This is a genomic window from Candidatus Methylomirabilota bacterium, assembly GCA_036002485.1.
Classification (GTDB): Bacteria; Methylomirabilota; Methylomirabilia; order Rokubacteriales; family CSP1-6; genus AR37.
Genome location: DASYTI010000024.1, coordinates 1 through 24,177, shown reverse-complemented (window position 1 = coordinate 24,177; position 24,177 = coordinate 1). Strand labels below are relative to the sequence as shown.

Below are 24,177 nucleotides of genomic sequence, written 5' to 3'. Positions count from 1 at the left end.
GGGACATGTCCGATCACATCGCGAGGAGACGAGACGATGGTGACCAAGGACCTGGAAGCGTTCTTCGACGGCTGGAACCGTCACGACGTCGACTTCATCATGACCTTCATGTCCGAAGACTGCGTCTTCGAGACCACCGCAGGCAAGGAAGCCTGCGGCACCCGCTACGCGGGACGCGACAATGTCCGCGAGGCGTTCGCCCGGGTGTTCAAGATGTTCCCCGACGCGAATTTCGGCAACGCGCGCCACTTCGTGGCCGGCCATCGCGGCCTCTCGGAGTGGCTCTTCACGGGCACCACGGCCGATGGCAAGAAGGTCGAGGTCAACGGCTGCGATATCTTCACCTTCGACAAGGGCAAGATCGCTCTCAAGAACTCGTTCTTCAAGAATCGCAGCGCGTGAGCCGGGTCACGCCGGAGGGGGCGCCTTCCCGCTCGCTCTTGAAGCCGATCCTCTTGTGGCCGCCGTCGCAGAAGGGCTTGTTGCCCGAGGCACCGCAGCGGCAGAGGAAAGTGTCGCCGGTCTTGGCCGGGAGGGAATTGCCCTGGGCATCCAGGACCTCGCACTCGCCCTTCACCATGAGGGGGCCGTCCGGAATCGGCTTGACCGTGATCGACATGCCTTTTCCTGAGAGAAATGTGAACCGCCGAGCCCGAGTATACTCCACGCGATGAGCACCATGGCCGACCGGCTGATCGAGGCGATGACCAGGTCCGCGCCGCGACAGTATGGCAAGGAGCGGGTGACCGAGCTCGCGCACGCGCTGCAGTGCGCGGAGCTGGCCGCGGGGGCCGGCGGCGACGAGCAGATGATCCTGGCCTGCCTGGTCCACGACGTGGGGCGCTACGCGGTGGCCCAGGAGGAGATCAGCGATACGCTCGTGGAGGGCGGGCCACGCCCGGGGAAGGTGCGCGGCCACCACGAGGCGGGCGGCGATCTGATCGCTCCGTATGTTCCCGAGCGCGTGGCCTTTCTCGTGCGGGCGCATGCCGACGCCAAGCGCTATCTTTGCGCCGCCGACCCTGGCTACTACGCCACGCTCTCCAAGGGCTCGAAGCACACGCTGGCTCTCCAGGGAGGCATCATGACGCCCGACGAGGCCGTGAACGTCGCCACGCATCCGTGGTGGCCGGACGCGCTGCGCCTCCGCCGCTGGGACGACGAGGCCAAGGTCGCGGGCCGGCCCACGCGGCCGCTCTCGGCGTGGGAGCCGCTCCTGAAGAAGTACTTCGCCGCGCCTCACTGACCCGGGCGCGCGCCCCGAGGAAGAGAACCGCTACATTCCGGCGCCGCCGCCGCCCCTGAGCTCGAAGGAATACACGGAAACGCGGTAGCTGGCGCCGGTCATGGGCAGAGGAACGTAGAAGTAGACGCGGTCGAAGGCGTTCACGGAGCCCTGCACCACCCCGTAGGTCCGGCCGATGACCTGGCCCTGGGCATCGAGGATCTCGACGAGCAGGCGGACGTCGATGGCGCCCGTGGGCCGGGTATTGAAGACATAGCCATCGAGGATGGGGGCGCCCTTCTTGCTCTTGCCTTCCTGCCATTCCACGCGGAACTGAGGCTGGGTCGCGCCAAACTGCGCCTCGACCCTGCCCGCGCCGGCCATGAGCAGGAGCGCGACCGCCATGGCCGCCCCGAGGTGCCAGGCCTTCATTGCCCGGTGCTGAACGAATCCCACGACAGCACGCGCACACGATAGCTCGCGCCGGTCGTCTGGATCGGCACCTCGAAGTAGAGCCGGTCGCGGGCGAGCATGTTGCCGAGCGCCTGGCCCTGAGCCTGGCCGATGACCTGCCCCTGGGCATCGAGCGTCTCGACGAGCAAGCGTGGATTGGCCACGCCGCCTTTGCCGTCGTTGTTGAGATAGCCCCAGACAACGGGAACGCCCTTCTTCGACTGACCTACTCGAAGCTCGACGCGGAAGCGCCCGGCGTCCATCTGGGCGTGGGCGACCGCGGCGAGCAAGACCATGAAGACGGCCGCGGCGAGGGCGGCGTGGCCACGAATCCCTATGATCCGCCGCCGCCGCACTTGAGCCACGAGTCAGCCGAGACCCGATAGGCGGGCCCCGCCACCTTGATGGGCACCTCGAAGTAGACGTGGTCATCGCCACCCACATAGCCGGGGACAAAGCCGGTGTAGCTCGCGATGACATTGCCCTGGGCGTCGAGCGTTTGGATGGAGAGGCGGATATTGCAGTAGCCCGACATGCCCTGGTGTGTGTGGACATACCCGGTGATGAGCGGCTTGCCCGAGCGAGTCTGACCGGGCTGCCAGTCCAGGCTCAGGACTGAGTCGGAAGCGGCCCCGTTCACGCTCGCGGCGGGGAGGGCGTTGGCGTCGGCGGCTCCTCCCGCCAAGGCCAGCGCCAAGACGCTCCCCGCGATCATTGTCCTCGCGACATGCATGTCCACGCTCTTAAGAAGCAGGGAGGAGGCCAAAGGGTTCCCCGGGAAGGAACTACCGCCGGCCGCCGGCCAGCCGGAGCGCCTCGGGCAGCGCGCGAAGCCGCGCCATGGCCAGCACGCCCAGAGCTGGACCTATGGCCAGGGAGACAAAGGCCCAGCGCCAGCCCACCGCCCCGACCACGGGCGGGATGAGCCAGATCGAGATCATGGTCAGCGCGAAGCCGACGCACGTCTGCGCCGTGAGCGCGGTGCCGACATAGGCGGGGGGCGAGAGCTCCGTGACGGCGGTCGAGAACTGCGCCGAGTCCGCGATGACGGAGACGCCCCAGAGCATGGCCAGCCCGAAGGTGAGCGCGGGCGGGCCTCCGAAGGAGAGTCCGATCACGGTAGCGCAGAGTCCCGAGAGGGCCATGGCCGCCATGGTCAGCGTGGTGCGCCCCCAGCGATCGGCGAGCGCGCCGCCCGCATAGGCGCCCAGAGCTCCGCCCGCTCCCATCGCGGCGAAGGTGGCCGCGGGCGACGACAGGCCGAGGTAGCTGCCGCCGCCGCGCGCCTCGAGGCTGGCGGCGAGAAAGAGGCCGAGCCAGGTCCACATGGCATAGAGTTCCCACATGTGGCCGAAATAGCCGAAGCAGGCCAGCCGCGGTCCGCGCTCGCGGAAGACGGCGCCGGCCATGCGGAAATCGAAGCGCGCGGCGGGAAAGCGGTCGGGGCCTTCGCGCACGAAGCGCCAGACCACGAGCGCGCTGGCCAGGGCCATCACCGAGGCGGCCAGGAGCGTGCCGCGCCACGGCAGCTCGGTGACGCCGCGAATCAGATGCGGCGCGGCCGAGCCCACGGTGAGGGCGCCCACCAGGATGCCGATGGCCAGACCGCGCGCCTCGCGGAACCACGTGGCCACGATCTTCATCGCGGGCGGATAGGCGCCGGCCATGCAGAGGCCCGTGGCGAAGCGAAGCACGAGGGCAGGGGCCAGGCTGTCCACCCACAGGGCGAGCGCGCCATTGAGCGCCGCGCCGGCGAGCGCGCTCCAGCCCATGAGGGCGCGCGGCGAGACGATGTCGGGAAGATTGGCGAGCGCCGAGCCGAGCGTGCCCAGGATAAAGCCGGCCTGGACGGCGATGGTGAGCCCCGCGCGTCCCCCGTCGCCGAGCGCCCACTCACGAGAGAGCGCGGGGAGGACGGCCGAGGCGCTGAACCAGAGCGAGAGCGCGCCCAGCTCGGCGGCGGAGAGGAGAGCGAGGGCCGGCCAGCGGCCGGGGGCGGGGCTAGACCCGCGCGGCGTCTCCAATGCCGCCTTACTTGATGGTGTAGCCGCGGCCGGCCAGGCAGCCGTAGAAGGCACGCTGGGTGTCGTTGAGACCCTTCTCGTGGAGGAAGGAGCCGCCCAGCATGGCGCCCGTCGTGCCGCCCGCGATGGCGCCGAAGGATGCGCCCGTGCCGACCACGCCCCCGCTGATCCCGGCCGCCGCGCCCAGGCCCGCGCCGAGGGCGCCGCCCACGACCAGGCCGGTCAGGGCACCGGCGGTCATCGCGCGGGCTGGATCAAAATTCGTCTGCTTCTGCGCCTGGAGCGCGCACTCGTAGCGGTCGCGGTCGAGCGTTTCGCTGCTTTGCCCCTGGCCGGGCAGCACCTGATAGCGCGGCACCTGCGAGCAGGATGATGCCAGGAGCAGCATCGCCGTGAGGCCGGCCAAGAGGCGGAGCGCTCGCCGTCGTGAACGGATGCGCAAGGCGCGCCAGATCATCATGACGACGCAAAGAATACCATCCCAGGGGCGGTTGACTGAAACGCGGGCATCGCTTAGCATCCAAAAATGAACGCCACGCGCCAGAGCCTCGAGGAGCATCTCGGCAGCCAGCAGATTTTGCTGGGCTCCGATCAGGCGCGCGGCACCGCCCTCATCATCACCTGCATCGCCGCCGTCGCTTCCACCATTGCCCATGAGCTCGCGCACGCGGCCCTCCGTGGCCGGCTGGGCGCGGCGGGCGGCACCAATGTCACGGGCGATCAGGTCAAGAAGCTCGATGTCTGGGGCCACGACGTCATGCTGGATACGCTCCGCAAGTGCGGCGTGTGCGCGGCCCTCGTCTCCGAAGAGGCGCCCGAGCCCATCGAGATTCCCGAAGGCAAGGGCCCGCGGGGCGTGGTCGTCGCCTGTGACCCTGTCGACGGCTCCTCCAACCTGGATGTCAACGGCACCGTGGGGACGATCTTCTCGGTCAAGCCGAGTCTCGGCTGGGATCCGGCCGGCCCCGCCGCGCTCACGCCGGGGACGGACCAGCTGGCCGCCGGCTATGTCATGTACGGGCCCGCCACCGCGCTCGTCTACACCGCGGGCCAGGGCACGCACGGCTTCACCATGGATCGCGAGAGCGGCACATTCTTCCTGACCCACCCGGATATCCGGATTCCCAAGAAGGGCAAGGTCTACGGGATCAACGAGGGCAACATCTCGACCTGGCATCCGGGCCAGCGCGGCTTCGTCGAGTATCTCCGCACCCCGGACAAGGCCACGGGGCGGCCCTATTCGCTGCGCTATTCGGGGGCCATGGTCGCCGACGTGCACCGGACGCTGCTGGACGGTGGGCTCTTCATGTACCCTGCGGATATGAGCGATCCCACCAAGCCCAAGGGCAAGCTTCGCCTCCTCTACGAGGTCGCGCCCATGGGCATGGTTGTCGAGCAAGCGGGGGGGCGCGCGAGCACGGGCACCGAGCGCGTGCTCGAGCTCAAGGCCACTGACTATCACCAGCGCGCGGCCATCATCGTGGGGAGCCCCGACGATGTCGCGCTCGCCGAAGAATTCTACCGCCGGTAACAGAGAGAAAGGACGGCACGGCTATGGAAGCCCGCGTTCGCGAAATCCTCTCCTGGTATGCCAGCGACAGTCCCGGCACTCGCACCAACCTGGCCCGCCTGCTCAATCATGGGAGCCTGGCCGGCACCGGCCGGCTCGTCATCCTCCCCGTCGACCAGGGCTTCGAGCATGGGCCGGCCCGGAGCTTCGCCGTCAATCCGCCCGGCTATGACCCCACGTACCACTTCCAGCTCGCCATCGCGGCGGGCTGCAATGCCTATGCGGCGCCCCTCGGGTTCATCGAGGCGGGCGCGGCGGAGTTCGCGGGCGAGATCCCCCTCATTCTCAAGATCAACAACCACGATCTCCTCCACGACGAGAAAGATCCGCTCTCGGCGGTGACGGGATCCGTCAAGGACGCGCTCCGGCTCGGCTGCGTGGCCGTCGGCTTCACCATTTACCCAGGCTCGTCCCATGCGCAGATCATGTACCAGCAGTGCCGCGAGATGATCGCAGAGGCCAAGGCCCATGGCCTGGTGGCCGTGGTCTGGTCCTATCCACGGGGCTCCGATATCAGCAAGGAAGGCGAGACGGCCATCGACGTGGTCGCCTATGCCGCGCAGATCGCCGCTCAGCTGGGCGCCCATGTCATCAAGGTCAAGCCCCCCACCCAGCACATCGAGCAGCCCGAGGCCAAGAAGGTCTACGAGAAGACCGGGGTGGCGATCTCCACGCTGTCCGAGCGCGTGCGTCACGTCGTCCAGTCTGCCTTCGACGGGCGGCGGGTGGTCATCTTCTCGGGCGGCGCCACCAAGGAGAACGACGAGGCGATCTACGAGGAGTGCCGGGCCATCCGCGATGGCGGCGGCTTCGGCTCCATCATCGGACGGAACTCCTTCCAGCGGGCCAAGCCGCGCGCGCTCGAGTTTCTCTCCACGGTGATGAAGATATACTCCGGCGAGCTGAAATAGCCGCGCGGCCATCGCGCCGGTAGCACCCGTTGTGACCGAGGCCCAGGTGCGTGAGTACATGCGCACCCTGTCCCAACTGGGGTCGCTGGGGTAAGGACGACGAGCTCCGCACCACGCGCAAGCGCTGGGAGTTCCTGCTCACCCTCGCCCCGCTCCGGCTCAAGAACGTCACGGGCTCTCCCGTCAATCCCATCGCGCTGTTCTGAGCCCCCGCCCCGCGCCCCTTCTGTAGGTTTTCTTTACAACTCGAGAGTCTCCCCAAGGAAGAATCGTCCTGATCGTCCTGTTTCCCGGGGTTTGCCCCGCGGTTTGCGGGCTGGAATTCTTCTTGCTCACACCCCTAGCCGCTGCGCGAAAGCGACGGACATAGACCCAGAATCTTCGCCCTGGAAGGGCTGACCCAGGCTGTTTGGCTGAGGCCCCTGGATTCCGGCGAAGCCGAACGGTGAGGCAAGCGGCCACAATGAGGGCGATCTGCGCGTGGTGTAAAGCTCAAGGCCGACCCGGTGACCTCGGAGAGCGAGAGCCCTTCGACGACCCGAGCGAGACGCATGGCCTGTGCCCGGATCATATGGCCCAGCTTCTCGCCCAGCTTCCGTCCGTCTCCTTCCCCGGCGTCCAGCTCCTGATCGTCGTCGCGAATGAGGACAAAGGCCTCTACGATCATCTGTCCCGGAGCATGGCTGCCGTCTCCGGCGTCAAGGTCATCGCGGAGCGGCGCACGCGAGAGCAGCGCCGAGCGTTGCGCTCCGTGGCCGTCGACCGACGTCGGGGCGATCGGCGCCAGTCGCGGGATATCCGGCACTCCATGGGGTGTACCTTCATCCGATTCGGGCCCAAGATTACCACTTCCTAGAATCTCTTTGACTGGCCGAACCTGCCCAGGAGCCGCCCCTTGACTCTCCTGGCCACTGGCCTAGACTGACCCCAGAATTTCCTCTGCCCAGGGAGGTGCCTCCATGTCGAACAAGGTACGCGTGAATCTCGCCAACCCCCTCGAGCTGCTGGAACTGCCCGGGGTTGGACCGCGTGAGGCCGAGGCCATCTTGAAGTTCCGCGCCGAGCACGGCCCCATCCAGGACGCGCGACAGCTCGCCACGATTCTCGGTGGGCCGTCCCTGGCCGGGACGCTCTCGGAGCGGGCAGACTTCTCTCCGGCCGACGGGACCGCGCCCGAAGCTCCGGGCGCCTAGGGTAGCTCGGAGGGGGGCTCCGCCCCCTTCCGAAGCCTCCCCCCGACGCAGTGCGAGCGGCAGGACGTCGTGGGGCTGGGGCCCCGCCGTCCGAGGCGAGCAATCTGAGAACCGCGTCGGCGAAGCCGGCGCTCGAAGCGGAACATTCCTGCTCGCGAAGGCAGGAGAATTACTTGGACAAGCGCCTAGCCCGCCGTCCGAGTCTCCGCGTGGCGCGCCGCGGGCCAGTGGCGCAGGACGGGCGAGGCGATCGGCAAGGCGTGGCGCACGATGGCGCTCAGCATGGCCAGCCGCCGTTCCTGGCCCGCCGTCCACCCGAAGCCGTAGGCGTGGCGAATCGCCGGCGGCAGCAAGCCCACGGCGGGGAGCCGAGCCAGCGCCAGGAACGGGCGCAGCGGCCACGACCCGCGCGGCGCGAGCACGTGGCGCGCGAGTCCCCGGGCGGTGTTGGTGACGGCAATCTCGCCGCTGGCCGCCATTCGCTCCATGTACGACGAGAGCTCGGCGGCGCTTCCCGGCAAGACCCCCGGCGGGATACCCAGGAGGGGTCCGCCGCTGAGGGCTTCGAGGCAGTACCGATCACGCTCGGCCGGCGTCAACGGCGCGACGAAACGCTCGTAGGTGAGGAGAAAGCTGTCGATCAGGGTCGCGTGGACCCAGGCGAGCAGCGCGGGATCGTGAGCGCTGTATGCAGTGCCGGGCGCGAAGGCGCCGGCGGCCTCGGCGAGGCGGCCGTGCACTCGATCGTGGATGCGGTTGATCCCCGCCGCGGCCGTCTCGGCCTCTTGGGGCGTGCCAAAGGTCAGAGCGAGCATGGCTCGAAGCGTGCGTTTGAGCCGCTTCACGTGTCCTCGCGGTTGCGTGGCGAAGCCGCTGTGGTCGGCCACTCCCTGGGCCACCAGCGGATGGGCGAGCTGGAGCAGGATGGCTCGGCCCCAGCCGGCCAACAGCACGACCTCGCGGTGAAGCCGCCAGGTCATGAGAGTGGTCGGGCGCGGGTCCTGGGCGGCCATGGCCATAACGGTACCGGAGGGGCCAGGGTCTTGCTACCGCGGGGGGGTACTGGGCCAATTTGCTTCGCCATATCAACTCAGCTCTCACCTCGCGGCCGGGCCGCTCAGCTCGAAATGCCACGTTCTCGGTCGCCAGCGACGCTCAACGTACATACAGGTACGCCTCGCGCCGCTGGCTCCCTCGGGCCTCGTCTGGCTCGCAACTTGACCCAGTACCGGGGGGCCGACCTGGCCATTTCGCCTCTCGCGATTTCACAATTGGCGGGCTACGGTGTCTCATGGTCAAGAGTATGACGGGGGATCCCTTCGAGGCGGTCGTGGCGGCGCATCACGCCGAGATACACCGGTATCTCGTCCGCGCCACCTCGCGCAACGGGGATGCCGACGACCTGTCACAGGAGACCTTTGTGCGAGCATACAAGGCCTATCAAGCGCTGCCTGCGGATGCCAACGTGCGGGCCTGGCTTTTCACCATCGCCACCAACCTCTGTCGGAACCACTATCGCGCGGAGAAGCGGCGGCGGCAGGCCATGGCCGTGGCCGCGGCGGGCGCCTCGGAGCGGGGTCCCGCTTGGCCCGAGGGCGAGGCTATCGTGAATCAGGTCAGCGCCCAGCTCGACCGGATCGTGGCCGCGCTGCCCCTCAAGCAGCGCCTCGCCTTCACCCTGCGAAAGGTCCACGAGCTCGAGTACGATGCCATCGCCGAGAGCCTCCACTGCTCGGCGGAAAGCGCCCGCGCCCACGTCTTTCAAGCCCTCCGGAAGATCCGGCGCGGACTGAATGACCTCGCGGTCGTCCCCACGGAGCCCCAGCCATGAGTGCCGCGAACCCGACCTGTCGTGAGATCGAGCGCGATCTGGTCGCGGTGGCCGCCGGCGAGGCCGCGCCCGTGGCCACGCGCGTGGTCGAGCGGCACCTCGCGGTGTGCCGCGACTGTCGCGACGAGCTCGAGCGTTACCGAGTGCTCGAGGGCATGGTGACAGACCTTCGCCGCGCGCCTCTGCCGGGAGCTGACCCGGCCCTCTCGCGCGCTGAGCTCGAGGCGCGCCTGGCCGATATCCGCGCGCGTATGGTCGCCTACGGCATCTTCTCCTCGCCGCTCGGGAAGATTCTCATTGCCCGATCCGAGCTGGGGATCTCGCTCGTCGAGTATCTGGAGTCGGAGAGCGCGGCCACGTCGCACCTGGCCCGCCTGGCCGGGGGTGAGATGCGAGAGGACAAGGCCGGTGTGGAGGCGGTGTACCAGGAGCTCCTCGAGTACCTGGACCATCGACGCACCCGCCTCGACTGGCCGCTCGACCTCCGCTGGGTCCGGAGCGATTTCCAGCGACGCGTGCTCACGGCCACGGCCGAGCTGCCGTATGGCGCGGTGACCTCCTATGCCGGGATCGCCCAACGCATCGGCACGCCTTCGGCAGTGCGGGCGGTGGCCCAGGCGCTGCGGCGCAATCCCGTGCCCATCGTCATCCCGTGCCATCGGGTGATCGGCAATGGCGGCGATCTGACCGGATATGCCGGCAACAAGATCTCGCTCAAGCGGACCTTGCTCTCGCTCGAGGGGGTGCCGGTGGCTGTCCGCGCCCGCAAGATCGAGCGCGACCACATGTACGTTCGGGCCGGGGCGGATTCGGAGTACTGCGTGCCCACTTGTGGGTCGCTGTCTCGGCAGTCTCTGGCCGGGCTCACGCTCTTTGGCTCGCGCGGGCACGCCGAAGCGGTGGGCCTCACGCCCTGCACGAGCTGCCGGCCCGATCTCCACCCGCTGTCCTCCTAGCTTCTCTCGCCTCCTTTCAGCCCTCGCGATCTACTCAGCACTCGGCTCGCACCGTCGGTGCTTACCTCGAACTGCCACACGCTCGTGCCTGCGGCAGCTCGGCCGCCCCTCATCTCGAAAGACAGTTTCTCGCGCGTTTCACACCCGCGCGCCTCCGGTGTCTCAGGAGTGGAAAAGGAGGGCGACCATGATGACCCTGTTTACCGCTCTGACAGTTTTGCTGGCTCCGTTTCTCGCGATAAGCGGGCTGCTCGTCCTTGCCGAGCATCTACAAGAGAGGCGCGAGCGCGTGTGGCTCCGGCAGATCGCGCTCACCGATGCCATCCACCGCGAGCTGGGCGCCGCCGCCGCTCCCACGGTGCGCCAGCGGATCGGCGGCGGGTGGCAAGTCTCCATGGCCGTGCCCCTCGACCGACCCGCCGCCGTTGCGGCCATCCTGCGGGTGACGGGCGAGCACTTCTCGGAAGAGCACGCCGCCGAGCCATTGGAGATCGTTCTCTCGCCCGACCCCGCGGGCGTGGGGCCGCGCGCCGCACGCACGATCACGTCACCGCGCGGCACCGCCGGCACCCCGCTCGCGGCCTGAGCCAGGAGGATTGCACCATGGACATGAATACTTATGTGCTGGAACGATTCGTGGAGAGCAAGCTGGATCAGCTCCGCGCGGACGCGGCGCGGAGTCGGCTGCTGGGGTCGCTGCGGAGGCACCCGCGCGGGCTGCGCTCGGCGCTGGCCGTCGCCCTCCTCAGGGCAGGGCGGCGGCTGAGTGGGCGGGGTTTTGTCACTCCCCGAACCGCCTGAGTCACCTGAGCGCCCACCCCGCCCACTTTTGACTATTCCTTTGGCGAACCCCGGGCGTATAGTAGGGCGACCATGAGAGTGAGGGTGGTTTCGCGGCTCGTGAGCTTGCTGGTAGCGGGGGCGCTGGTTCTGTCGCTGGCCGCCCCCGCCCGTGCCCAGGTCGATCCCATGACGCTCAGCCTGATCATCAGCGGCGCGCAGCTTCTCCTGGGCGCGGTGAGCACGCTGGTCACTGCCGGCGCCTACGAGGCTGAAAAGAAGCGCGGACCGGTGCCCATGGGACTGCCCTGCGGAGCGATGGACGGCGTGCCGCAGATGTGCTGGCAGAACTCGAGCGGTGGATACGAAGGCACCGATGTGCTGCCGTACTCGGCGCCCGCCTCGGTCACGCCACAGTTCTCCCTGGAGCTCGTCGTCCAGGAAGCACCCCCGGGCCGACCGGCCAGCCGCGACTCCAGTAGTTCCGGCCAGTAGCGCTCGGAAAAGGAAGACGGCCGGCGGGTCGACCCGCCGGCCGTTGTCGTTTCCGAGGCCGCCCTTACTTCTTGCTGGCGTCTACCAGTTCGCCGAAGACGGCCCAGCGCTCCCCGTCGAACTTGGCGAGCTGCTCCTGCTCGATGGGCGCGAAGTCGCTCGCGCTCGTATTGACCTTGATACCGGGCAGGAGCAGGGGCAGCTCCACGTTCTTGAGATTCGCCGCCTGGCGCATGATGTTCTCCCGCGACAGGTCGTTGCCGCATTGCTTGAGCGTCTGCGTCATCAGGATGGCGACGTTGTAGGCGTACCCGTTGGCCTGGTCGTCGAGCGCCCCCTCGGGGTAGTACTTCTTCATCCACGCGATCCATTCCAGGAAGCCCTTGTCGTTCTTCCACTGCGGGTCGGTGATCTCCTTCATATAGAGCGCGGTGATCAAGCCCTTGGAGGCATCAAGCCCGGCCGGCTTGAGCACGGTGCCCAGCGAGCTCGACACGTTGTTCAGGAAATGCAGCGGCTTCCAGCCGATGTCGTGGGACTTCTTGATGGCCTGCACGGCGAACTTCGGGATGGTGACGTTGAAGAAGACATTGGCCCCGCTGTTCTTCAGGTTGACGATCTGGGAATCGATGGTCGGATCGGTGACCTCGTGGCTCTGCTCGAGGACGATGAGCTTCTTGGCGGCGTCGCCCAGGCCATCCTTGAATCCCTTGACGTAATCCTTGCCGTAGTCGTCATTCTGATACAAGATGCCGACCTTGGCGTCGGGCACGTTCTTCAGGATATAGGCCGCGTAGATCTTGCCCTCCGTCTGATAGTTGGGCTGGAAGCCCATGGTCCAAGGGAAGGTCTTGGGGTCGTTCCACTTGGTGGCGCCGGTGGCCACGAAGAGGTGGGGCACCTTCTTTTCGTTCATGTACTTGTGAATGGCGCTGTTGGTCGGCGTTCCCAGCGTCTGGAAGACGAAGGCGACCTGGTCCTGCTCGACGAGCCGCCGGATCATCTCCACGGTCTTGGGCGGGCTGTAGGCGTCGTCGTAGGTGATGTAGTTAATCTTGCGGCCGTTGATCCCGCCCTCATCATTGACCTTCTTGAAGTAGGCGCCGAGGGCCTTGCCGATGGTGCCGTAGGCGGAGGCGGGCCCGCTGTAGGGGTTGGTATTGCCGATCTTGATCTCGGTGGCGGTGACGCCCACCACCGTCTGGGCGGCGGCCACGCCGACACCGGCCGCGGTCACCACGCCGAGCGCGAGAAGGAGCGCTACGACTCGCTTCGTCAGACCCATGAATGTCCTCCCGTTCAGGTTGATTGTGGCCTTTTGTGTCACTGGATTTTCGCCTCCGCCTTCGTTCCTGTAACCGCCGGCCTCGTCATCCGGATCCAGGCCAGCCGGAGAAAGCCGGCTATCCCGTGCGGCATCACGTACATGAAGGCGATGAGGAAGACGCCAAAGATGGCCCCCGGGGCCGCCTTGGAGATGTCCTGGGCCCAGTTTGGCACGAACTGGATGAACAGGGCGCCGAAGATGGCGCCCGAGATGGTGGCCAGACCCCCGATGACCACGCCCGTCAGGAGCGTGATGGACAGGAAGACATTGAAGGAGTCGGGGGCGACGAAGGCGATGGTGATGCCGCTGAGCGCCCCCGCCACCCCGGTATAGGCGGCGCTCACGCCGAAGACGACCGACTTGTAGAGCGCGCTGTTGATGCCCATGGCCTCGGCGGCGATGTGGTTGTCCCTGATGGCCACGATAGCCCGGCCCGTGCGGCTTCGCAGCAGGTTTGCCGCCAGGACGAAGAGCACGATTAGGACGGCGAGAGTCAAGAAGTAGAGCCACTGGTCCTCGCTGAGGGGCAGCCGGAATGGCGCCTTGGGCTTGGACAGCACGATGCCCTGCGAGCCGCCCGTCCAGTGCTCGAAGTATTTCAGGATCTGTGGCGCGGCCAGGGCCAGCGCGAAGGTGGCCAGGGCCAGGTAGAGACCCTCGAGCCGGAGGGCGGGCCGCCCGAAGAGGAAGCCGACCACGAGGCAGAGGACGCCGGCGGCGGGGATGGTCCAGCCATAGCCGATGTTCCACTTGTCGATCATGATGGCCGTGGTATAGGCGCCGATCGCATAGAAGGCGCTGTGGCCGAGGGAGATCTGTCCGTTGTAGCCGGTCAGGATGTTGAGGCCGAGGAGGGCAATGGCATAGATGTAGACCTGGGTGAACTGGAAGAGGCGGAACCCGCTGAGGGCGAAGGGGAGCAAACCGGCCAGGAGCAGGATGAGCACGAGGCCCGCGTTCTTGACCGCCGCGCCGCTGCCGCGCCCCACCGGCTAGACCCTCCTGACGAAGGAGCGGCCGAAGAGGCCGCTCGGCCGCACGAGCAGCACGATGATGATCATGGCGAGCGCCACCGTCAGCTTGAGCTCCGTCCCGATGAAGGTCACATAGGTCCCGACCAGGTTCTCGGTCACCCCGACGAGGAGCCCTCCCACCACCGCGCCCAGGGGGCTCGTGAACCCGCCCACCGTCGCCGCCGCGAAGGCGTAGATCTGGATGCCGAACATCATGTAGGGATCGAGGAAGACGATGGGGGCGATCATCATGCCCGCCACCGCCCCGAACGTCGCGGCCAGTCCCCAGCCAAGTGCCAGCATCCAGCCGACGCGGATGCCCACGAGACGGCTCGACGTCGGATTTTGCGCCGCCGCCCGCATGGCAAGCCCCAGCGTGGTGTAGCGGAAGAAGAGGAAGAGCAGCAGCAGGACGCCCAGGGTGAGGCCGATCTCGCCCAGGTCGTGGGCGCCGAAGACGATGTTGCCGAACTTGATGGGCTTGCCCGGGAAAGGGCTCGGGAAGGGCTTCTGGATATAGGTGTAGATCCAGCCCGCCACGCTGTTGAGGATGACGAGGAGGCCGATACACACGATCACGATGGTGAGGATGGGGGCGTTCTCCACGGGCCGGATCACGATGCGCTCGATGAGCACGCCGCCCACGAAGGCGATGACGAGGGTCGCGAAGAAGGCGACCCAGTAGGGCAGCCCCGCCTGGAGCAGCGACCAGCAGAGGTAGGTGCTGAACATCGCCATCTCGCCCTGGGCGAAGTTCACCACATCCGTCGCCTGGTAGATCATGACCAGAGCCAGGGCCAGACTCGCGTAGATGCCACCCGTGGCCAGTCCCGACACCACTTGCTGAATAAGAATGTCCACGGACGGTCAGTAGCCGAGATAGGAGCGGCGCACGGACTCGTTCCGGCGCAGGTCTGCCGACGGACCAGACATGACGACGCGGCCGGTCTCGAGGAGATAGGCGTGGTCCGCCAGATCGAGAGCGAGGGCGGCGTTCTGCTCGACGAGCAGCACGCTCACGCCTTCCTCCCGATTGATGGTCCGCACGATGCGGAAGATCTCTCTCACCACGAGCGGCGCGAGCCCGAGCGACGGCTCGTCCAGGAGCAAGAGGCGCGGGCGCGACATGAGACCGCGCGCCACCGCGAGCATCTGTTGTTCGCCGCCCGAGAGCGTGCCCGCCTGCTGGCCCTGGCGCTGGGCGAGGACGGGGAAGTACTGATAGACGCGGTCGAAGTCGGCGGCGAGGCCGGCTCGGTCCTTCCGGACATAGGCGCCCAGCCGCAGGTTCTCCTGCACGGTGAGGTTCATGAAAGTGCCGCGCCCTTCGGGAGTGTGCGCGATCCCGAGCCGGACGATCTCCTCGGTCGCCTTGCCGTCTATGCGTTTGCCTTCGAAGCGCACGCTCCCGGCCGTCTTGACCATGCCGCACACCGCGCGCAGCGTGGTCGTTTTCCCCGCGCCGTTGGCGCCTAGTATGGTCGTGATACCGCCGGACTCCACCGTGAAGCGGAGCCCGTGGAGGACCTTGGTCCAGCCGTAGGAGGCCTCCAGGTTCTCAGCTTCGAGCAGCGTGGGCATGGGGCTTCACTCTCCGAGGTACGCCTTGATCACGTCGGGGTTACGCTGGATTTGCGTGGGCGGCCCCTCGGCAATCTTGCGGCCGAAGTCGAGCACGACGACATTGTCCGACACCTGCATGACCAGGCTCATGTGGTGCTCGACGAGCAGGACGGTAATGCCGCGGGCATCGCGGATCGTCCGCAGGAGCTCCGCGAGCGTCGCCACCTCCTCGTGGTTGAGCCCGCCCGCCGGCTCGTCGAGGAGGAGAAGCTTGGGGCGGCCGGCCAGCGCGCGCGCGAGCTCCACCCGCTTGAGGGTGCCGAAGGACAGCCCCGCCGCCGGGTGCCCCGCCACGTCGTCGAGGTCGAGAAAGGCGATCACCTCGCGGGCGATCTCCCGCGCCTCGCGCTCCTCCCGCCCCACCCACGGCAGCTTGAGAGCATTGCTCGCGAAATCGCTCCGCGTGCGGCTGTGGACGCCCACCAGCACATTGTCGAGCACGCTCATGGTCGTGAAGAGCGCGAGGTTCTGGAAGGTCCGGCCGATGCCGAGCTCGGCGATCCCGTGCGGGGTGGCGGCCGTGATCGAGCGGCCCTCGAAGAGAATATCGCCGTGCTGAGGCGTGTACAGCCTCCCCAGGCAGTTGAAGAGCGTGGTCTTGCCGGCCCCGTTGGGCCCGATCAAGCCCACGATCTGGCCCGAATCCATGGCGAAGGAGACGCCGTCGAGCGCCACGATTCCGCCGAAGCGCATCGTAAGGTCCTGGACGGCGAGGATGGACGAGGTGGACGCGGGCGTCATTGCCAGTCTGATGGTGGGCTCGTTTATAGGGAGGGCGGGGTAGTTTGTCAATGAAATCCCGCGACCGCCCGGTATAATCCAGACCCCATGGCCCCTCAGTTCATCTTCATCATGAAAGACCTCCGCAAGATCGTCCCGCCCAAGCGGGAGATCTTGAAGGGTATCTGGCTCTCCTTCTATCCGGGGGCCAAGATCGGCGTGCTGGGCGCCAATGGCGCGGGCAAGAGCACGTTGCTCAGGATCATGGCCGGCGTGGACCAGGATTTTCTGGGGGAGGCCAAGCCGGCCGACGGCGTCCGCATCGGCCACCTGCCTCAAGAGCCTCGGCTCGATCCGGACAAGGACGTGCGAGGGAATGTCGAGGAGGGCGTGGCCGAGGTACGCGGGCTCCTCACGCGCTTCGACGAGATCAATGCCCGTCTGGCCGAGCCTATGGATCCCGCGGAGATGGAAAAGCTGCTGGAGGACCAGGCGCGCGTGCAGGACGCCATCGAGGCGGTGGGGGGATGGGATCTCGACCGCACCGTCGAGATCGCCATGGACGCGCTCCGCTGCCCGCCCGGCGAAGCGGAGGTGGCGACCCTGTCGGGCGGCGAGGTCCGGCGCGTGGCCCTCTGCCGACTCCTCCTCTCCAGGCCCGACATGCTGCTGCTCGACGAGCCCACCAATCACCTTGACGCCGAGAGCGTGGCCTGGCTCGAGCGCTTCCTCAAGGACTACCCGGGCACCGTCGTCGCCATCACCCACGACCGCTATTTCCTCGACAATGTGGCCGGCTGGATCCTCGAGCTCGACCGGGGCGCCGGGATCCCGTGGGAGGGCAACTACTCCTCCTGGCTCGATCAGAAGAAGCAGCGTCTGGCCCAAGAGGAGAAGCAGGAATCCGCGCGTCAGCGGACGCTCGAGCACGAGCTCGAATGGGTGCGCATGTCGCCGCGGGCGCGCCAGGCCAAGTCCAAGGCGCGCCTGCAGGCCTACGAGACGCTCCTCGCGGAGGGCGGCAAGGAGCGCGACGGCGCGGCCGAGATCGTCATTCCGCCGGGACCGCGCCTGGGCGACGTGGTCGTGCAGGCCGAGCATCTCTCCAAGGGCTATGGCGATCGGCTCCTCATCGACGACCTGACCTTCAGCCTCCCGCGCGGGGGCATCGTCGGCATCATCGGCGCCAACGGCGCGGGCAAGACCACGCTCTTCCGGATGATCACGGGTCAGGAGAAGCCGGACAAGGGCTCGCTGCGCGTCGGGGAGACGGTGCGTCTGGCCCACGTGGACCAGAGCCGCGACACGCTCGATCCCCGGAAGAACGTGTGGGAGGAGATCTCGGGCGGCGCCGAGCAGCTCACGCTGGGGACCCGCCAGATGGCCTCGCGCGCCTACGTCGCCTCCTTCAACTTCAAGGGCAGCGATCAGCAGAAGAAGGTGGGCGATCTGTCGGGCGGCGAGCGGAACCGCCTGCACATGGCCAAGCTGCTCCAGGCCGGCGGCAATCTGCTCTTGCTGGACGAGCCGACCAACGACCTCGACGTGGACACCCTCCGCGCCCTCGAGGACGCGCTCCTGGCCTTCGCGGGTTGCGCCGTCGTCATCAGCCACGACCGCTGGTTCCTCGACCGCATCGCCACGCACATGCTCGCCTTCGAGGGTGACAGCCACGCCGAGTGGTTCGAGGGCAACTACCAGGACTACGAAGCCGACCGGAAGAAGCGGCTGGGCGCCGCCGCCGAGCAGCCGCACCGCCTGCGCTACAAGCCGCTGACCCGCGGCTAGCGAGTGACGATAAACCTGGCAGGCGGCTCAAAAAGGTCCAGATGCGAGGCGGCGACCCGCCGTTCGAGTTGAGCGGCGGCCCCTGGCCGTCGCGAGACGAGAGCTGAGTTGATCCGCAGGCGAGGCGTACTCTCTGTACGTTGAGCCTGCGGTCGAGGGCGCCAACGAAGCAGATGGGCCTTTTTCAGCCGCCTGCTTAGCGCTCGCGCAGCCTGGCGAGGACCAGCTGGCGGAAGCGCTCTTCCTTGGGGCGATCGCCGATCTCGCGGGCCACCGCCTCGACGATCTGACGCACGTCGTGCGGCGGGCCCGTCGCGGCCGCGCGGGCGACATGCTCGCGGCAGATCACCACGGCCATCGGCCCGAGATACTCCGTCAGCTCCATCTCGATCACGGCCTGTACCCTTGCGAGCTGCGCATCCGCCGCGGAAGGGGAAGGGGGCTGAGCGGGGGCGGTGGGTGGCGCGGCAAGGGGCGCGGGACGGGTCGGCGCCACCGCGGGCGGCTCCTCAGCGCCCAGGATGCTCAGAAGGTCGGAGGTGGCGGGCAGGTCGCCCCGGACGCCACGGTCCATCACGGCATCGGTGAAGTTGATGCGGGCCGCCACGATCTTGCGCAGATGATCGAGGGCCTCGAGCCCGCGCTGGTTGCGGAACACGAGTGAGGTGATCTCGCCCTGCGTGAGCCCGATCCGCGCCGACTGATTGTCCGTGGTGGCCATGAACAGCGTGCCCGTCCGCCCCGCGCCGCAGAGGGCGGCCAGCTCAGCGACGATCTGACGGTAGGGAACGGGCGCGGGCTCTGGACTCATGGAGCACCCCTACCGTTTACCGCGTGCCGAGCCGCTCGACGGCCAGCTTGACGCTCGCGCGGAGCCGCTCGATGGCCCGCGCAAGGCTGCCGATCTCGTCCGAGCGCTGGACCTCAGCGATACTCGCGCCCAGGTTGCCACGACTGATCCCGTCGGCGATCTGGGTCAGCCGCCGGATGGGGCGCGTGAAGGCGACGGCCAGCGCGTAGGAGACGAGGAGCACGAAGACGACGGTGATGCCGAGGAGGATGAGGGCATTGCGATTGGCCTGCCGCAGGGGCCGGTAGGCTTCGTCGAAGTCCTGCTGGGCCACCAAGGTCCAACCGTGTTTGGTCTTTTCCGCCAGGGCGATGGCCTGCTTGCCCCTGACGGGATCGGTGAACACGATCTGCTTCCGGGGCTCGCCCCCCAAGGCCACGATGGCCGGATGGCTCTTCAGGCTGTCGCGCACCGTGGGGTGCGCGATGACCTTGCCCGAATCGTCCACGAGAAAGACGAAGCCCGTCTGGCCGATCTTCACATTGGTGATGGTGCTCGTGACATCCGCGATGCTCGTCCCCACGGCCAGCACCCCCACGACCTGCTCCACCCTCCACACCGGCACGGAGAAGATGACGGCGGCCTGCCCCGTGGTGCGGCTGATGACGACCTCCTGGCCCATCTGCCGCCCGTCGATGGCCTGCTTGAAGTAGCCCCGGTCGCCATAGAAGCGCAGCGGCTCCTCGTCATTGCGCCCGACGTTGTTGCCGTCGGGGGCGATGGTGAAGCCGAGGTAGATCCACTTGTACTCGGCGGTGATGGCGCGCAGGAGGGGCTTCTGGCGCTTGCCGTCCATGGAGGACATGTCCTCGAGCGCGGCGTTTTGTCGCAGCATGCGCAGGTGCATCTCGACCCAGGCATCGACATAGCCGACGATGGTGTCGGCCTGGCCGCCCAGACGCTGCTCGATCTGCCGCGAGAGGTTCTCCGATTCCGTGCGGTAGTCGAGGTACCAGATGGCGCCCAGCGGGGTGAGCGTCACCACGAGCATGGTCAGGAGGAGCTTGGGGAAGATGCCGAAACTCAGGCGTAGTCTCATGAATCCCCCTCGATGATCGGGACTCGATCAGGATAGCGCCTGCCCTCGCCGCCCACCAAGAAAATGAGAACGCGTAAAGTGTCCCCTCGAGCGGGGGGGTGGCCGCCGCCCTCTCGCGCGTGCTATCCTCCCTGCAGGAGGTGGGGCCATGTTCAAGGACGTGGTGAGTTCAAAGCAGGAGTTGCGCGCTCTCTTCGGAGAGGCGAACGAGCGTGCCGTCCTCAAGTGCAAGGCCGCGCTCGACGAGCACTCGCGCGCCTTCATCGCCGCCTCGCCCTTCCTGCTCCTGGCCACCTCGAACTCGGCCGGGCAGTGCGACGTGTCGCCCAAGGGCGATGGGCCCGGTTTCGTGCTGGTGCTGGATGAGACTCACCTCGTCGTGCCCGACCGTCCCGGCAACAATCGCATCGACGGCTTGACCAATATCCTGGAAAACCCGCACGTGGGATTGATCTTCCTCGTGCCCGGCCGCGGTGACACGCTTCGCGTGAATGGCCGCGCGTCGATCGTCCGCGACGAGGAGATCCTTTCGCGGGCCGCCATGCGCGGCAAGCTGCCCAAGGTGGGGATCGGCGTGGAGGTCGAGGAGGCCTTCCTGCACTGTCCGAAGGCCTTCCTCCGTTCGAGCCTGTGGGACACGTCGACCTGGGCCGATCCTCAGAAGCTTCCCTCCTTCGCCCAGATGCTCTGGGACCAGGTGCCCAACGCTCGTCTCGGCGCGACCTCGGTTGATCAGTACGCCAGCGATCTGGCGAAGCGCGTCCGCGACACGCTTTACTAGTTGGCCCCGCTGTCTCCTCCGGATCCCTCTCCCCCATCGGGGGAGAGGGGAGGGTGAGGGGGCGCGGCAATGAACGCGAAGCGGTAGTTCCGGCCCCAGGAGTCGTCGAACCCTTCGAGGCCGAGCTCGCGCCGGCCGGCATTGCCCCAGAGGCAGAGGACGTCGCGCCGACCGAAGAAGCCCAGCCAGGGATCGTGAAGGAAGACCACCGGCCTCTGACCCTGGACGTCGGGATGGGCGATCCCGAAATAGAGCGCATCCTCGTAGGTGGGTGGCTCGAGACCCCGCCGGGCCGCCTCGGCCATGGCGTCGCTGGACGTTACGTCGCGATCGAATTCGAGGAGAACCACCTCGCGCGGTCGTGGTCCACCCAGATGCCTCGACGGAAAATTCTCCGAGTTGACGCACGAATGCGCATACCCGTAGCCACCGGCCTCCACGAGCTCTTCGGTGGACCGGCCATCTCCGATGGTGATCCGGTAGATATCCGTGGGATGCAACCCCTGATCAGCGCGGCTGCATCCGGATGGCGCCGTCGAGCCTGATGGTCTCGCCGTTGATCATGGTGTTCTCGACGATGTGTGCGGCCAGCGCCCCGTACTCGGCCGGCCGGCCCAGACGCGGCGGAAACGGCACTTGCTTGCCCAGCGAGATGCGCGCGGGCTCGGGCAGGCCGGCCAGGAGCGGCGTGTCGAAGAGGCCGGGGGCGATGGTGACGACGCGGATCCCCAGCTCGGCGAGGTCCCGCGCGATGGGCAGCGTCATGCCGACGATGCCGCCCTTGGAGGCGGAGTAGGCGGCCTGGCCGATCTGACCGTCGAAGGCGGCGACCGAGGCGGTGTTGATCATGACGCCGCGCTCGCCCTCCTCGTTGGGCTGGTTCTTCGCCATGTGCGCGGCGGCGAGCCGGATGCAATTGAAGGTACCGATCAGGTTGACCTGGATGGTGCGGGTGAAGGCGGCCAGATCCGCCGGCCCGCGCTTGCCGTAGGCTTTCTCCGCCGTCCCGATGCCCGCGCAGTTGACGAGCACGTGGATGGCGCCGAATTTCGCCGCGGTCTCGGCGAGCGCGGCCGTCACCTCGTCCGCGCTGGTGACATCGCACGGCGTGAAGAGCGCACTCGCGCCCAAACCCTTGGCGACCTCCGCCCCCGGCGACCTCGGCAAGTCGAGGAGCGCGACCTTGCCTCCGCTCCCGAGAACTCGCTCAGCCGTGGCGCGGCCCAGTCCCGAGGCGCCACCCGTGATCACCGCCACGCTTCCCGCGATCTTCATCGATGGAATCCTCCTCGGCAGGGGGTTCGCCTGCGCGATAGTATAGCCGAGACCCATGACCCCGCCGCGCTGGATCCGGACCCCCGACGAGCTCGCCGCCCTCGTGGCTTCGTTGAGCTCAGCCAAGGCGCTCTCGTGCGACACCGAAGCCGATGGCCTTCACCACTATCCGGCCAAGCTCTGCCTGGTGCAGGTGGCCGATGATCGCGGCCAGAGCCACCTGATCGATCCGCTCGCCCTGTCCACCCTCTCGCCGCTCGGCCCGTTCTTCGCCGATCCCGGCATCCTCAAGGTGCTTCACGCCGCCGACAATGACCTGGGTTACCTCAAGCGCCTGTATGGCTTCACGTCCGCGGGAATCTTCGACACCGCGATCGCCGCGCGCTTCCTCGGCGTGACGTCGCTGTCCCTGGAAGGGCTCCTGCGCGATTTCCTCGGGGTGGATCCAGGCCCCTCGCGGCAGAAGGACGACTGGTCGCGGCGGCCGCTCTCGCCGGCGCAGGAGACGTATGCCCTCAACGACGTACTGCATCTGATCCCGCTGCGCGATCGCCTCGCCGATGAGCTGCGTGCCAAGGGACGTCTCCGCTGGGTCGAGGAGGAGTGCGCGGCGGTGGCGGCCATGCCCGCCCCTTCGAGCCCCGTCGACCCCGATGCCTACATGGGGCTCAAGGGCGCCAAGGACCTCGACGGGCGCGGGCTCGCCGTGCTGCGCGAGCTCCATCAGGCGCGTGAGGCGCTGGCCGTGAAGCTCGACCGGCCGCCCTTCATGATCCTGGGCAACGAGTCGCTGGTCGCGCTGGCCGCGCTCAGGCCGCGGGACAGCGAGGCCATCCTGACCGTGCGCGGGTGCACGAGCAATGTCGTGCGTCGGGCGGGGGAGGCCATCCTGGCCGCCGTTGAACGCGGGCTCGCCGTGCCAGAATCGGAGCTGCCCGTGCGAAAGAGCAGGCCCCGGCCCGTCATTTCCGGCGCCGTGCAGCGCCGGCGCGAGGTCCTGCGCCTCTGGCGGGTGGAGGCCTCCAAGCAGGTCGGGCTCGATCCCGGCGTCATCTTTCCGCAGCGGTTGATCGATCGCCTGTCGGCCGATCCGCCGACGGACATCGAGGCCCTCGCTCGCGTGGAAGCCGTTGGCCGCTGGCGTGCCGAGCTTTTCGGCGCCGATCTCCTGAGGAGACTGCGATGACCACCAGATCGAATCGTCACGTCGTGCTCGCGGCGCGTCCGCAGGGCCTCCCCAAGCCGAGCGACTTCAAGATCGAGAGCACGCCCGTCCCCGAGCCGGCGCCCGGCCAGGTGCTCGTGCGCAATCTGTGGATGTCCGTCGACCCGTACATGCGTGGGCGCATGAGCGATCGGAAGTCCTATGCTCCCTCCTTCGAGGTGGGCAAGACCATGGAGGGCCGCGCCATCGGCCGCATCGTCCAGTCCAGGCATCCCTCGCTCAAGGAAGGCGCCGTGGTCAGCAGCATGCTGGGCTGGCGCGAGTACTTCGTGTCGAGCGGCGAAGGACTCAATCCCGTCGACCCATCGGTGCCGCTCGCAGCATATCTCGGAGTTCTCGGGATCCCGGGCTTCACCGGCTGGTACGGGCTCAAGATGATCGGCAAGCCCAAGGCGGGCGAGACGCTCGTGGTGTCGGGGGCGGCGGGAGCCACGGGATCCCTCGTGGTCCAGATGGGCAAGATCTTCGGCTGCCGCGTGGTGGGGACGGCAGGGACGGACGCCAAGTGCGCCTATCTGACCAAGGAACTGGGCGCGGACGCCGCCATCAACTACAAGAAGGCGGGCGATCTCCTGGAGGCGCTCCGCCCGGCCTGTCCCACCGGCATCGACATCTATTTCGAGAACGTGGGCGGTCCTCTCCTGGATGCCGTGCTGCGGCTCGTGAATCCCCATGCCCGCATTCCCCTCTGCGGCATGATCTCGCAGTACAACCTCGATCCGCCCGATCCCGGGCCGCGCTATCTCTTCTCCATGATCGGCAATCGCGTCCTGATGCAAGGCTTCATCATCTCCGACCACCTGAATCTCTATCCGGAGTTCCTCGCGGAGGTGGGAGGATGGCTCGAGTCCGGACGCCTCAAGCGCGAGGAGACGGTGGTCGAGGGCATCGAGAACGCGCCGCGGGCCTTCCTCGGCCTCTTTTCCGGCGACAACCTCGGCAAGATGGTCGTGAAGCTCGCCCCCGAGTCTCCGTAGATTTCCACGAACACGGGCGGGTGCGGTGACCGGCATGCCCTCGGGAGCGAATCCGACGAGCCGTAGCGCGCCCCGAAGCGCAGGGCGCCTCCGCCGCGCGAGCCGTCCTGCGTAGCAGGGC

At 67.6% G+C, this 24,177-nt stretch carries 32 protein-coding genes; 16 read left to right on the top strand and 16 right to left on the bottom strand.

The features are described from left to right. Window positions 1-36: 36 nt before the first annotated feature. Window positions 37-402 carry a nuclear transport factor 2 family protein gene (locus tag VGT00_02725; GenBank protein HEV8530312.1) on the top strand — a complete coding sequence of 122 codons (366 nt, stop codon included), beginning with the start codon at window positions 37-39 and terminating at the stop codon, window positions 400-402. Here VGT00_02725 and VGT00_02720 read toward each other — a convergent pair. Then, window positions 383-619: a CDGSH iron-sulfur domain-containing protein gene (locus VGT00_02720; GenBank protein HEV8530311.1), complete on the bottom strand. Its 237-nt coding sequence runs from the start codon at window positions 617-619 to the stop codon at window positions 383-385. The genes VGT00_02725 and VGT00_02720 overlap by 20 nt on opposite strands. Before the next feature lie 51 nt (window positions 620-670). Between VGT00_02720 and VGT00_02715 the strand changes: the two genes are divergently transcribed. Beyond that, window positions 671-1,246, top strand: a complete 576-nt coding sequence (locus VGT00_02715; GenBank protein ID HEV8530310.1) for an HD domain-containing protein — start codon at window positions 671-673, stop codon at window positions 1,244-1,246. Between the two features lie 30 nt (window positions 1,247-1,276). Here the strand turns inward: VGT00_02715 and VGT00_02710 are convergent, their stop codons facing one another. From VGT00_02710 to VGT00_02690, 5 genes are all read right to left on the bottom strand, one after another. Beyond that, window positions 1,277-1,657: a hypothetical protein gene (locus tag VGT00_02710; GenBank protein HEV8530309.1), complete on the bottom strand. Its 381-nt coding sequence runs from the start codon at window positions 1,655-1,657 to the stop codon at window positions 1,277-1,279. Beyond that, the gene (locus VGT00_02705) at window positions 1,654-2,043 is read right to left on the bottom strand and encodes an FxLYD domain-containing protein (protein ID HEV8530308.1); all 390 of its coding nucleotides are present in this window, start codon (window positions 2,041-2,043) and stop codon (window positions 1,654-1,656) included. The genes VGT00_02710 and VGT00_02705 overlap by 4 nt, the downstream gene beginning before the upstream one ends. After that, on the bottom strand, window positions 2,013-2,393 hold the full coding sequence (locus VGT00_02700; GenBank protein HEV8530307.1) for a hypothetical protein: 381 nt from the start codon (window positions 2,391-2,393) through the stop codon (window positions 2,013-2,015). Before VGT00_02700 ends, VGT00_02705 begins: the two co-directional genes overlap by 31 nt. A 70-nt stretch (window positions 2,394-2,463) precedes the next feature. Then, on the bottom strand, window positions 2,464-3,702 hold the full coding sequence (locus VGT00_02695; GenBank protein HEV8530306.1) for an MFS transporter: 1,239 nt from the start codon (window positions 3,700-3,702) through the stop codon (window positions 2,464-2,466). Between the two features lie 7 nt (window positions 3,703-3,709). Beyond that, the gene (locus tag VGT00_02690; GenBank protein HEV8530305.1) at window positions 3,710-4,162 is read right to left on the bottom strand and encodes a hypothetical protein; all 453 of its coding nucleotides are present in this window, start codon (window positions 4,160-4,162) and stop codon (window positions 3,710-3,712) included. A gap of 66 nt (window positions 4,163-4,228) precedes the next feature. On the opposite strand from VGT00_02690, the gene VGT00_02685 reads away from it, so the two are divergent. From VGT00_02685 to VGT00_02665, 5 genes are all read left to right on the top strand, one after another. Further along, on the top strand, window positions 4,229-5,233 hold the full coding sequence (locus VGT00_02685) for a class 1 fructose-bisphosphatase (protein HEV8530304.1): 1,005 nt from the start codon (window positions 4,229-4,231) through the stop codon (window positions 5,231-5,233). A gap of 23 nt (window positions 5,234-5,256) precedes the next feature. Beyond that, on the top strand, window positions 5,257-6,183 hold the full coding sequence (locus VGT00_02680) for a class I fructose-bisphosphate aldolase (GenBank protein ID HEV8530303.1): 927 nt from the start codon (window positions 5,257-5,259) through the stop codon (window positions 6,181-6,183). A gap of 50 nt (window positions 6,184-6,233) precedes the next feature. Beyond that, entirely contained in the window at window positions 6,234-6,389 is a 156-nt protein-coding gene (locus VGT00_02675; GenBank protein HEV8530302.1) for a hypothetical protein, read from the top strand. Between the two features lie 365 nt (window positions 6,390-6,754). After that, a complete protein-coding gene (locus tag VGT00_02670; GenBank protein ID HEV8530301.1) occupies window positions 6,755-7,039 on the top strand; it encodes a hypothetical protein in 285 nt (94 codons plus the stop codon). 103 nt (window positions 7,040-7,142) lie between these two features. After that, window positions 7,143-7,376: a helix-hairpin-helix domain-containing protein gene (locus tag VGT00_02665; protein HEV8530300.1), complete on the top strand. Its 234-nt coding sequence runs from the start codon at window positions 7,143-7,145 to the stop codon at window positions 7,374-7,376. A 185-nt stretch (window positions 7,377-7,561) separates the two neighbouring features. Here VGT00_02665 and VGT00_02660 read toward each other — a convergent pair whose 3' ends face one another. Further along, on the bottom strand, window positions 7,562-8,389 hold the full coding sequence (locus VGT00_02660) for an oxygenase MpaB family protein (GenBank protein HEV8530299.1): 828 nt from the start codon (window positions 8,387-8,389) through the stop codon (window positions 7,562-7,564). Window positions 8,390-8,667: 278 nt separating this feature from the next. Here VGT00_02660 and VGT00_02655 point away from each other — a divergent pair, with 278 nt between their 5' ends. The 5 genes from VGT00_02655 to VGT00_02635 all read left to right on the top strand — a co-directional run bounded on the left by VGT00_02655 (window position 8,668) and on the right by VGT00_02635 (window position 11,438). Next, a complete protein-coding gene (locus tag VGT00_02655) occupies window positions 8,668-9,207 on the top strand; it encodes an RNA polymerase sigma factor (protein ID HEV8530298.1) in 540 nt (179 codons plus the stop codon). Beyond that, window positions 9,204-10,163: a methylated-DNA--[protein]-cysteine S-methyltransferase gene (locus VGT00_02650; GenBank protein ID HEV8530297.1), complete on the top strand. Its 960-nt coding sequence runs from the start codon at window positions 9,204-9,206 to the stop codon at window positions 10,161-10,163. Before VGT00_02655 ends, VGT00_02650 begins: the two co-directional genes overlap by 4 nt. A 187-nt stretch (window positions 10,164-10,350) precedes the next feature. Then, window positions 10,351-10,749: a hypothetical protein gene (locus VGT00_02645; protein HEV8530296.1), complete on the top strand. Its 399-nt coding sequence runs from the start codon at window positions 10,351-10,353 to the stop codon at window positions 10,747-10,749. Between the two features lie 17 nt (window positions 10,750-10,766). Further along, window positions 10,767-10,964, top strand: coding sequence for a hypothetical protein (locus VGT00_02640; protein HEV8530295.1), 198 nt, complete (start codon window positions 10,767-10,769; stop codon window positions 10,962-10,964). A 72-nt stretch (window positions 10,965-11,036) separates the two neighbouring features. After that, complete coding sequence (locus VGT00_02635; GenBank protein HEV8530294.1) at window positions 11,037-11,438, top strand: hypothetical protein; 402 nt, start codon at window positions 11,037-11,039, stop codon at window positions 11,436-11,438. Between the two features lie 64 nt (window positions 11,439-11,502). Here the strand turns inward: VGT00_02635 and VGT00_02630 are convergent, their stop codons facing one another. From VGT00_02630 to VGT00_02610, 5 genes are read right to left on the bottom strand one after another with little or no spacing between them, the layout of a single operon-like run. Beyond that, window positions 11,503-12,723, bottom strand: a complete 1,221-nt coding sequence (locus tag VGT00_02630; GenBank protein HEV8530293.1) for an ABC transporter substrate-binding protein — start codon at window positions 12,721-12,723, stop codon at window positions 11,503-11,505. Between the two features lie 38 nt (window positions 12,724-12,761). Next, entirely contained in the window at window positions 12,762-13,754 is a 993-nt protein-coding gene (locus tag VGT00_02625; protein ID HEV8530292.1) for a branched-chain amino acid ABC transporter permease, read from the bottom strand. Window positions 13,755-13,757: 3 nt separating this feature from the next. Next, window positions 13,758-14,639, bottom strand: coding sequence for a branched-chain amino acid ABC transporter permease (locus VGT00_02620; GenBank protein HEV8530291.1), 882 nt, complete (start codon window positions 14,637-14,639; stop codon window positions 13,758-13,760). Between the two features lie 6 nt (window positions 14,640-14,645). Further along, window positions 14,646-15,359, bottom strand: coding sequence for an ABC transporter ATP-binding protein (locus VGT00_02615; protein ID HEV8530290.1), 714 nt, complete (start codon window positions 15,357-15,359; stop codon window positions 14,646-14,648). A 6-nt stretch (window positions 15,360-15,365) separates the two neighbouring features. Beyond that, window positions 15,366-16,142: an ABC transporter ATP-binding protein gene (locus VGT00_02610; GenBank protein HEV8530289.1), complete on the bottom strand. Its 777-nt coding sequence runs from the start codon at window positions 16,140-16,142 to the stop codon at window positions 15,366-15,368. An 87-nt stretch (window positions 16,143-16,229) separates the two neighbouring features. Between VGT00_02610 and ettA the strand changes: the two genes are divergently transcribed. After that, on the top strand, window positions 16,230-17,909 hold the full coding sequence (ettA, locus tag VGT00_02605; GenBank protein ID HEV8530288.1) for an energy-dependent translational throttle protein EttA: 1,680 nt from the start codon (window positions 16,230-16,232) through the stop codon (window positions 17,907-17,909). Between the two features lie 196 nt (window positions 17,910-18,105). Here ettA and VGT00_02600 read toward each other — a convergent pair whose 3' ends face one another. Further along, on the bottom strand, window positions 18,106-18,720 hold the full coding sequence (locus VGT00_02600; protein HEV8530287.1) for a hypothetical protein: 615 nt from the start codon (window positions 18,718-18,720) through the stop codon (window positions 18,106-18,108). Window positions 18,721-18,736: 16 nt separating this feature from the next. Then, complete coding sequence (locus tag VGT00_02595) at window positions 18,737-19,798, bottom strand: cache domain-containing protein (protein HEV8530286.1); 1,062 nt, start codon at window positions 19,796-19,798, stop codon at window positions 18,737-18,739. Window positions 19,799-19,946: 148 nt separating this feature from the next. Here VGT00_02595 and VGT00_02590 point away from each other — a divergent pair, with 148 nt between their 5' ends. After that, complete coding sequence (locus tag VGT00_02590) at window positions 19,947-20,579, top strand: pyridoxamine 5'-phosphate oxidase family protein (protein ID HEV8530285.1); 633 nt, start codon at window positions 19,947-19,949, stop codon at window positions 20,577-20,579. Here the strand turns inward: VGT00_02590 and VGT00_02585 are convergent. Next, entirely contained in the window at window positions 20,576-21,079 is a 504-nt protein-coding gene (locus VGT00_02585) for a hypothetical protein (protein ID HEV8530284.1), read from the bottom strand. The two genes, VGT00_02590 and VGT00_02585, sit on opposite strands and share 4 nt — an antisense overlap. A 7-nt stretch (window positions 21,080-21,086) precedes the next feature. Continuing rightward, the gene (locus tag VGT00_02580; protein HEV8530283.1) at window positions 21,087-21,854 is read right to left on the bottom strand and encodes a 3-hydroxyacyl-CoA dehydrogenase; all 768 of its coding nucleotides are present in this window, start codon (window positions 21,852-21,854) and stop codon (window positions 21,087-21,089) included. Window positions 21,855-21,909: 55 nt separating this feature from the next. Between VGT00_02580 and VGT00_02575 the strand changes: the two genes are divergently transcribed. Both VGT00_02575 and VGT00_02570 read left to right on the top strand, forming a co-directional pair. Next, window positions 21,910-23,040 (top strand): HRDC domain-containing protein, encoded by a 1,131-nt coding sequence (locus VGT00_02575; GenBank protein ID HEV8530282.1) that lies wholly within the window; start codon window positions 21,910-21,912, stop codon window positions 23,038-23,040. Further along, window positions 23,037-24,056: an NADP-dependent oxidoreductase gene (locus VGT00_02570; GenBank protein ID HEV8530281.1), complete on the top strand. Its 1,020-nt coding sequence runs from the start codon at window positions 23,037-23,039 to the stop codon at window positions 24,054-24,056. Before VGT00_02575 ends, VGT00_02570 begins: the two co-directional genes overlap by 4 nt. Window positions 24,057-24,177 lie beyond the last annotated feature (121 nt).

Coding starts and splice junctions, on each gene's coding strand:
- VGT00_02725 (HEV8530312.1), top strand. CDS start 37: ATGGTGACCAAGGACCTGGAAGCGTTCTTCGACGGCTGGAACCGTCAC.
- VGT00_02720 (HEV8530311.1), bottom strand. CDS start 619: ATGTCGATCACGGTCAAGCCGATTCCGGACGGCCCCCTCATGGTGAAG.
- VGT00_02715 (HEV8530310.1), top strand. CDS start 671: ATGAGCACCATGGCCGACCGGCTGATCGAGGCGATGACCAGGTCCGCG.
- VGT00_02710 (HEV8530309.1), bottom strand. CDS start 1,657: ATGAAGGCCTGGCACCTCGGGGCGGCCATGGCGGTCGCGCTCCTGCTC.
- VGT00_02700 (HEV8530307.1), bottom strand. CDS start 2,393: ATGATCGCGGGGAGCGTCTTGGCGCTGGCCTTGGCGGGAGGAGCCGCC.
- VGT00_02690 (HEV8530305.1), bottom strand. CDS start 4,162: ATGATGATCTGGCGCGCCTTGCGCATCCGTTCACGACGGCGAGCGCTC.
- VGT00_02685 (HEV8530304.1), top strand. CDS start 4,229: ATGAACGCCACGCGCCAGAGCCTCGAGGAGCATCTCGGCAGCCAGCAG.
- VGT00_02680 (HEV8530303.1), top strand. CDS start 5,257: ATGGAAGCCCGCGTTCGCGAAATCCTCTCCTGGTATGCCAGCGACAGT.
- VGT00_02670 (HEV8530301.1), top strand. CDS start 6,755: ATGGCCCAGCTTCTCGCCCAGCTTCCGTCCGTCTCCTTCCCCGGCGTC.
- VGT00_02665 (HEV8530300.1), top strand. CDS start 7,143: ATGTCGAACAAGGTACGCGTGAATCTCGCCAACCCCCTCGAGCTGCTG.
- VGT00_02660 (HEV8530299.1), bottom strand. CDS start 8,389: ATGGCCGCCCAGGACCCGCGCCCGACCACTCTCATGACCTGGCGGCTT.
- VGT00_02655 (HEV8530298.1), top strand. CDS start 8,668: ATGGTCAAGAGTATGACGGGGGATCCCTTCGAGGCGGTCGTGGCGGCG.
- VGT00_02650 (HEV8530297.1), top strand. CDS start 9,204: ATGAGTGCCGCGAACCCGACCTGTCGTGAGATCGAGCGCGATCTGGTC.
- VGT00_02645 (HEV8530296.1), top strand. CDS start 10,351: ATGATGACCCTGTTTACCGCTCTGACAGTTTTGCTGGCTCCGTTTCTC.
- VGT00_02640 (HEV8530295.1), top strand. CDS start 10,767: ATGGACATGAATACTTATGTGCTGGAACGATTCGTGGAGAGCAAGCTG.
- VGT00_02635 (HEV8530294.1), top strand. CDS start 11,037: ATGAGAGTGAGGGTGGTTTCGCGGCTCGTGAGCTTGCTGGTAGCGGGG.
- VGT00_02630 (HEV8530293.1), bottom strand. CDS start 12,723: ATGGGTCTGACGAAGCGAGTCGTAGCGCTCCTTCTCGCGCTCGGCGTG.
- VGT00_02615 (HEV8530290.1), bottom strand. CDS start 15,359: ATGCCCACGCTGCTCGAAGCTGAGAACCTGGAGGCCTCCTACGGCTGG.
- VGT00_02610 (HEV8530289.1), bottom strand. CDS start 16,142: ATGACGCCCGCGTCCACCTCGTCCATCCTCGCCGTCCAGGACCTTACG.
- ettA (HEV8530288.1), top strand. CDS start 16,230: ATGGCCCCTCAGTTCATCTTCATCATGAAAGACCTCCGCAAGATCGTC.
- VGT00_02600 (HEV8530287.1), bottom strand. CDS start 18,720: ATGAGTCCAGAGCCCGCGCCCGTTCCCTACCGTCAGATCGTCGCTGAG.
- VGT00_02595 (HEV8530286.1), bottom strand. CDS start 19,798: ATGAGACTACGCCTGAGTTTCGGCATCTTCCCCAAGCTCCTCCTGACC.
- VGT00_02590 (HEV8530285.1), top strand. CDS start 19,947: ATGTTCAAGGACGTGGTGAGTTCAAAGCAGGAGTTGCGCGCTCTCTTC.
- VGT00_02580 (HEV8530283.1), bottom strand. CDS start 21,854: ATGAAGATCGCGGGAAGCGTGGCGGTGATCACGGGTGGCGCCTCGGGA.
- VGT00_02575 (HEV8530282.1), top strand. CDS start 21,910: ATGACCCCGCCGCGCTGGATCCGGACCCCCGACGAGCTCGCCGCCCTC.
- VGT00_02570 (HEV8530281.1), top strand. CDS start 23,037: ATGACCACCAGATCGAATCGTCACGTCGTGCTCGCGGCGCGTCCGCAG.